This is a genomic window from Protofrankia sp. CiP1_Cm_nod4 (assembly GCF_982290645.1).
The window spans coordinates 3,913-10,302 of record NZ_CEVIVC010000002.1 but is presented as its reverse complement, the minus strand read 5'-3'; the positions used below and the strand labels follow the sequence as shown (position 1 = coordinate 10,302).

Annotated in this window: 6 protein-coding genes; all 6 read right to left on the bottom strand. The window is 71.1% G+C overall.

The genetic code is table 11. The annotated features are described in order from the left end of the window. Positions 1-670: NADH-quinone oxidoreductase subunit NuoE (gene nuoE / locus AC5LSR_RS00945; RefSeq protein ID WP_493468062.1), on the bottom strand; the 670-nt coding region annotated here is incomplete at its 3' end. Continuing rightward, complete coding sequence (locus tag AC5LSR_RS00940) at positions 670-2,112, bottom strand: NADH-quinone oxidoreductase subunit D (RefSeq protein WP_250286187.1); 1,443 nt, start codon at positions 2,110-2,112, stop codon at positions 670-672. The genes nuoE and AC5LSR_RS00940, both read right to left, overlap by 1 nt. A 109-nt stretch (positions 2,113-2,221) precedes the next feature. Further along, a complete protein-coding gene (locus AC5LSR_RS00935; protein ID WP_250286189.1) occupies positions 2,222-2,911 on the bottom strand; it encodes an NADH-quinone oxidoreductase subunit C in 690 nt (229 codons plus the stop codon). Next, positions 2,908-3,738, bottom strand: a complete 831-nt coding sequence (locus AC5LSR_RS00930) for a NuoB/complex I 20 kDa subunit family protein (RefSeq protein WP_493468061.1) — start codon at positions 3,736-3,738, stop codon at positions 2,908-2,910. The genes AC5LSR_RS00935 and AC5LSR_RS00930 overlap by 4 nt, the downstream gene beginning before the upstream one ends. Next, positions 3,729-4,091, bottom strand: a complete 363-nt coding sequence (locus AC5LSR_RS00925; protein ID WP_013875158.1) for an NADH-quinone oxidoreductase subunit A — start codon at positions 4,089-4,091, stop codon at positions 3,729-3,731. Before AC5LSR_RS00925 ends, AC5LSR_RS00930 begins: the two co-directional genes overlap by 10 nt. Before the next feature lie 503 nt (positions 4,092-4,594). Continuing rightward, positions 4,595-6,085, bottom strand: coding sequence for a geranylgeranyl reductase family protein (locus AC5LSR_RS00920; RefSeq protein WP_250286191.1), 1,491 nt, complete (start codon positions 6,083-6,085; stop codon positions 4,595-4,597). Positions 6,086-6,390: the final 305 nt, after the last annotated feature.

Below are 6,390 nucleotides of genomic sequence, written 5' to 3'. Positions count from 1 at the left end.
TGGCCGGGGCGCCGCCGGCCGGGCCGGCGACCGTGGCGTCGGCGGTGTCCGTGACCAGCAGCCCGGCGATGGACGGGTCACCCACGCCCGGGCCGGCGGCCGCCTCGGGCCTCGGGTCGGGGAGGCCGGCGAGCTGCCGGGACGCCTCGGCGAACGTGCACAGCGGCGCGCCCCGGGTCGGGGCCGGCCGCTCGCCGCGGCGCAGCGCCTCCACGATCTCGCTCGCGGACTGCGGGTCGACCTGGTCGAAGAACTCGTAGTTGACGGTCAGCACCGGCGCGTAGTCGCACGCGGCCAGGCACTCGGCGTGCTCGAGGGTGATCGTGCCGTCCGCGGTGGTCTGGTCGTGCCCGACCCCGAGCTCCCGCGAGAGGCGGGCGTAGACCTCCTCGCCGCCGAGCAGCGCGCAGGAGAGGTTGGTGCACACCGACACCAGCCAGTCGCCGACGGGCCGGCGCTTGTACATCGTGTAGAAGGTGGCGACCGCGCTGACCTCGGCATGGGTGATGCCGAGCGCGGAGGCGCAGAACTCCACCCCCTCGGCGGTGACGCAGCCGTCCTCGGCCTGCACGAGGTGCAGCAGGGGCAGCAGTGCCGACCGGGAGTGCCCGGCCGGGTACTGTGCGATGATGTCCGCTGCCGCGGCGCGGGTTTCTTCGGTGAGCGGCACTACCGGTCAACTCCCCCCAGGACTGGGTCGACGGAGGCCACGCCGACGATCACGTCCGCGACCTGCCCGCCTTCGGTCATCGCCGGGACCGCCTGCAGGTTGACGAAGCTTGGTTCCCGGACGTGGACGCGGTACGGCCTGGTGCCGCCGTCGCTGACCACGTGGTAGCCCAGCTCGCCGCGGGGCGACTCCACGGCCGTGTACACCTGCCCGGCCGGCACCCGGAAGCCCTCGGTGACCAGCTTGAAGTGATGGATCAGGGCCTCCATCGAGGTGCCCATGATCGTACGGATGTGGTCGAGGGAGTTGCCCATCCCGTCGCTGCCGATCGACAGCTGGGCCGGCCAGGCGATCTTCTTGTCCGCGACCATCACCGGGCCGGGCTTCAGCCGGTCCAGGCACTGCTCAACGATCTTCAATGACTCGCCCATCTCCGCCAGCCGCACCAGGTAGCGGGCGTAGGAGTCGCCGTCCAGCGAGGTGGGGACCTCGAACTCGTAGGTCTCGTAGCCGCAGTACGGGATGGTCTTGCGCAGGTCCCACTCCAGCCCGGCGGCACGCAGCACCGGGCCGGTCACGCCGAGCGCGATGCAGCTGGCCGCGTCGATGTAGTTGACATCGACCATGCGGCCCTTCCAGATCGGCTGCCCCGACAGCAGGGCGTGATACTCCTTGATCCGTTTGGGCATGTCGACGAGGAACGCCTGGATGTCGCGGATGACGTCGTCCGGAAGGTCCTGGGCCAGCCCGCCGGGACGGACGTAGGCGTGGTTCATCCGCAGCCCGGTGATCGCCTCCAGGAGATCGAGGATCTTCTCCCGCTCCCGGAAGCCGAAGATCATCCCGGTGGTGGCCCCGATCTCCATGGCGCCGGTGGCCAGCCACACCAGGTGCGAGGCGATCCGCTGCAGCTCCATCACCAGCACCCGGATGACCGTGGCCCGCTCGGGGACCTCGTCGGTGATGCCGAGCAGCTTCTCCACCGCCAGGCAGTAGGCCGTCTCGTTGAACAGCGGCGCGAGGTAGTCGGCGCGGGTGAGGAAGGTGACCGCCTGCGTCCAGGTGCGGAACTCGCAGCTCTTCTCGATCCCGGTGTGCAGGTAGCCGATGACGACCTGGGTCCGGGTGACCGTCTCGCCCTCGATCTCCAGGACGAGCCGCAGCACCCCGTGCGTGGACGGGTGCTGGGGGCCCATGTTGACGGTGAGGCGCTCGGAGTAGTCCTCGCCGCCGATCACCTGCTCCCAGTCACCGCCGGTGACAGTGTAGACCCGCTCCCCCGCCGACTCGGTGAAGCCGGCCTCGTAGGCGTCGCCGTATCCGGGAGCGTCGTCGTACTCAGGAGCGTTGTTCTGTCCGGGAGCGTCGACGGGCGGTCCGGCGGATGTGGTGGGGCCGGCCGCGGCGGTGAACGCGGCTGACGTGTCGAACGTGTGGGTCATAACGAACCTCGTAGACAAAGACGACACGGGGTGGAACGCCGCCGCGGGCCACCGGCCACGGCGCTCATGCCGGACAGCGCACTCGTACCGGCTGTACCGGACAGGCTGGTCATGAATAGCTCCGGCGGCTGTCCGGGGCCGGTACCTGGGCGCCCTTGTAGTCGACCGGCACGCCGCCGAGCGGGTAGTCCTTGCGCTGCGGGTGGCCGACCCAGTCGTCCGGCATCATGATCCGCTCCAGGCCGTCCCGGCCGGAGAAGACGATGCCGAACAGGTCGTAGGCCTCCCGCTCGTGCCAGTCCGCGGTCGGCCAGACATCCATGACGCTGGGGACGGCCGGGTCGTCGTCGGCCACCGAGACCTCCAGCCGGACGCGGCGGCGCCAGGTCATCGACGTCAGGTGGTAGACGGCGTGCAGCCGGCGTCCGGTCGGGTCCTCGGGATAGTCCGCGCCGGAGACGCTGGAGAGCAGCTCGAAGCGCAGCTGCGGGTCGTCCCGCAGGGTCTGGGCGACCGCGGGCAGATGGTCGCGCCGGACGTGCAGGGTCAGCTCCCCGCGGTCGACGACCACCCGTTCGAGCGCGTCGGTGAGCTGCGGGAAGGCACGCTCGAGGGCGTCGTAGACGGCGTCGGCGTCGGCGTCGGCGAACGGCCGAGAGCTCGAGGTGAGCGCCGGCGGGTTGCGGACCAGGCCGCCGAAGCCGGAGGTGTCACCGGAGCCGGCGGCGCCGAAGGCGTCCTGCCGGCGCGGCCCGCCCTTGCCCGACGCCGCGCCGGCCGCCGGTACGAGCTCGCTCATGACGCCGCCTCACCGGTGGAATCGTCGTCCCCGGCGCGCCGGCCGGCTGGCCCGGCTGGCCCGGCTGGCCCGGCTGGCCCGGCTGATCCGGTCGGCCCACCGGCCGACGGCAGGCGCTTGGCCCGGCCGAAGACCGAGCCCGGGGGGACGGCGGCCGGCCGCCGGTCGTCGAGGGACGGCTCGACCACGCCGGCCCCGGCCGGCGCCGGGGCACCCGCCGGCAGGCGGAACCGCTTGCGGTCGTTGACCGACAGCGTGCTGGTGTCGACAGCGCCGGCCGGCAGGCCCGCGCGCGCCGTGGCCACCTCGATCGGCTTCGGGTAGGGCGACTCGCCCACCTTCGTGTAGGCGACCTTGCCGGTGACCGTGCCGGCCAGGATCTTCTCGTGCAGCTTCAGGATCGCGTCCATGAGCATCTCCGGCCGCGGCGGGCAGCCCGGCAGGTACATGTCCACCGGGACGATGTGGTCAACGCCCTGCACGATGGCGTAGTTGTTGAACATCCCGCCGCTGCTCGCGCAGACGCCCATGGACAGCACCCACTTGGGCTCGGGCATCTGGTCGTAGATCTGGCGCAGCACCGGGGCCATCTTCTGGCTCACCCGGCCCGCGACAATCATGAGATCGGCCTGCCGGGGGCTGGCCCGGAACACCTCCATCCCGAACCGGGCGAGGTCGTAGCGGCCGGCGCCGGTCGACATCATCTCGATCGCGCAGCAGGCCAGGCCGAACGTGGCCGGCCACAGGGAGGACCGCCGTGACCAGTTGGCCATCTTCTCGACGGTGGTGAGCAGCAGGCCGCCGGGCAGCTTCTCTTCTAGTCCCATTCCAGGCCTCCCCGCCGCCACACGTAGGCGTAGGCGACGAAAACGGTCGCGATGAACAGCACCATCTCGACGAGCCCGAAGGTCCCCAGTGCGCCGAACGCGACCGCCCACGGATAGAGGAAGATGATCTCGATGTCGAAGACGATGAACAGCATCGCCGTCAGGTAGAACTTCACCGGAAAACGATGTGGGCCAACCGGCTCGCGCGGCGGTTCGATTCCGCACTCGTACGCGTCGAGCTTGGCACGGTTGTACCTCTTCGGGCCGACCAGCGCGCCCGTGATCACAGATCCGATCGCGAACGCCGACGCGATCACTAAAAGCACGAGGATCGGCACGTAGTTCGACAGCATGCCGAGCTCCTCTCTACAGGTCCGATGCGGGACGTGGCGGTTTTCGGTTGGCGGTTCTCGGTTGGCAGTTCTCGGTTGGCGGTTCCCGGCTCGCTGTCCCGGTTCGCGGCCGCGGGCTCACCGCCGGCCGCCGGGACACGACCGGCCGCCGGGACACGGCTGGCGCGGCTGGCGCGGCGAGGACGGCCGGCTCATGGCGCCGACACCGATCACGGTCACCGGCTGTCCCGACTCCGGTGGCCGGGTGCCGCCAGGGAGCCTACGCGACGCCCGCCCCAGACGCGCGGACCGGTTTCCCGGCGGCGATCCGGCGGGCGGAAAAAGCATGATCGGGCTGCCGTTGGCCCCCGGGACGAGTGGGCGTCCATGCACACCCGCCGCATGTCTGACCACAAACCGATGCTGTCGAGGCGTCCGCCGGCTGGCTCACCGGGCGCGGGCCGTGCGCCGGAAGACCGGGGCCTGCGTTCCGCCGGTGCCGCCACCATCCACCGAAGACCGCTTCAGGTCGCGGGCGCGAGCCGGGACATAGCGTTGATCAGGCGGTCCAGCGCATCACCCCCTCGCGGGTCGGTGAGATTCGCCAGCAGCTTCAGGGTGAAGCGCATGAGCGTCGGTCGCGGCAGCCCGTAGCGGGTCAGTATCCGCATGACGGACGGGTTCCCGATCAGTTCGACGAACACCCGCCCGAGTGTGTAGTAGCCGCCGTAGCGTTGCCGGAGAACGTCCGGGTACGCCTGCAGCGCCCGTTCCCGGGCCGGCCCCCGCGAGCGGGCCAGCGCCTGGACGGCCACTTCGGCCGCGAGCCGTCCGGACTCCATCGCGTAGGCGATCCCCTCGCCGTTGAACGGGTTGACCGTCCCGCCGGCGTCCCCGACCAGCAGCAGGCCGTCGCGGTAGTGCGGCGCCCGGTTGAAGGCCATCGGCAGGGCGCCGCCGCGGACCGGCCCGACCGCGTTCTCCGCGGTGAAACCCCACTGCGGCGGCAGCGCGTCGAGCCACCGCCGTAGCAGGTCCCGGTAGTCCGTGTGCTGGAAGGCGCTGCTGGTGTTGAGCATGCCGAGCCCGACGTTGCTCGTCCCGTCGCCCACCCCGAAGATCCATCCGTAGCCGGGCAGCAGCCGGGACGCGCCCGGCCTGCCCTCCCACAGCTCCAGGTGGGACTCCAGGTAGTCGTCATGGGTGCGGGGGCTGCGGTAGTACTGGCGCACTGCCACCCCCAGCGGACGATCCTCCCGGCGGCGGATGTCCAGCGACAGCGCCATCCGCGCGCTGTTCCCGTCCGCGGCGATCACCAGTGGGGCGCGGAAGGCCAGCGGCTGCCCACCGCGCGACGCCCTGGCCTTCACCCCGACGACCCGTCCGGTGCGCTCGTCGCGGATCGGGCCGGTGACGGTGGTCTCCTCCCGTAGCTGGGCGCCGGCCTTCTCGGCGTGCCGGGCGAGCAGCTCGTCGAAGTCGAGACGGGGCCGGACCAGGCCGTAGTCCGGCCAGTTCGCCAGCTCCGGCCAGGGCAGCTCGAGCCGCAGCCCGCCGCCGATGACACGCAGGCCTCGGTTGCGGGCCCAGCCGGAGCCGGCCTGGGCCGTACCGGCTGCGCCGGCCGTACCGGCCGTGCCGGCCGTGCCAGTTGTGCCAGTTGTACCGGCTGCGCCGGTTGTACTGGCCGTGCCGGCCACGCCGACGGTGCTGGCGGCGCCGGCCGCGCCGGCCGCCGGGCCCGCGACGGCACCGGCGCCCGCTGCCGTGCCGGTGCCGGTATCAGGACCAGCGCCCATGTCGGCGTCGCTGCCGGTGTCGATGCCCATCTCGATGAGGCTGCGCACGGCACGGGGGGTCAGCCCGTCACCGCAGACCTTCTCCCGGGGGAAGCGGGTCTTTTCCAGCAGGATGACGGCGAGCCCGGTCCGGGCCAGGTGACAGGCGGCCGCCGACCCGCCGGGGCCGGCGCCGACGACTATGACATCGGCATGCTCGGCCTGGACCGCTGTCATGATCACACATCTCCGGATCGCCGGTCGTATTCCCGCGTGCTGCGCTGCCGCCGCTCGTGAAGGTTTTCACGAGCGCAACGGCGAGTCTAGGCCCTGCGCCCGTCGGCGGCACAGGCGCCGGGATCGCACCGGCCTCCGCGTCGCACCGTCCGGCTGGCACATACGGACGACATCAGCCAAACAGCGAACAAACAACGGACAACAGCAGTCAATATTCACTGAAAGTAGTCATGTGAAACACTCCTTTTATCGGACATAACGTATATTCGGCTCTGCGTGACAATCACGGCCGACGATCGGCACGA

Excerpts from the sequence above, each read along its gene's own strand:
- AC5LSR_RS00940 (WP_250286187.1), bottom strand. The coding sequence starts at position 2,112 with ATGACCCACACGTTCGACACGTCAGCCGCGTTCACCGCCGCGGCCGGC.
- AC5LSR_RS00935 (WP_250286189.1), bottom strand. The coding sequence starts at position 2,911 with ATGAGCGAGCTCGTACCGGCGGCCGGCGCGGCGTCGGGCAAGGGCGGG.
- AC5LSR_RS00930 (WP_493468061.1), bottom strand. The coding sequence starts at position 3,738 with ATGGGACTAGAAGAGAAGCTGCCCGGCGGCCTGCTGCTCACCACCGTC.
- AC5LSR_RS00925 (WP_013875158.1), bottom strand. The coding sequence starts at position 4,091 with ATGCTGTCGAACTACGTGCCGATCCTCGTGCTTTTAGTGATCGCGTCG.
- AC5LSR_RS00920 (WP_250286191.1), bottom strand. The coding sequence starts at position 6,085 with ATGACAGCGGTCCAGGCCGAGCATGCCGATGTCATAGTCGTCGGCGCC.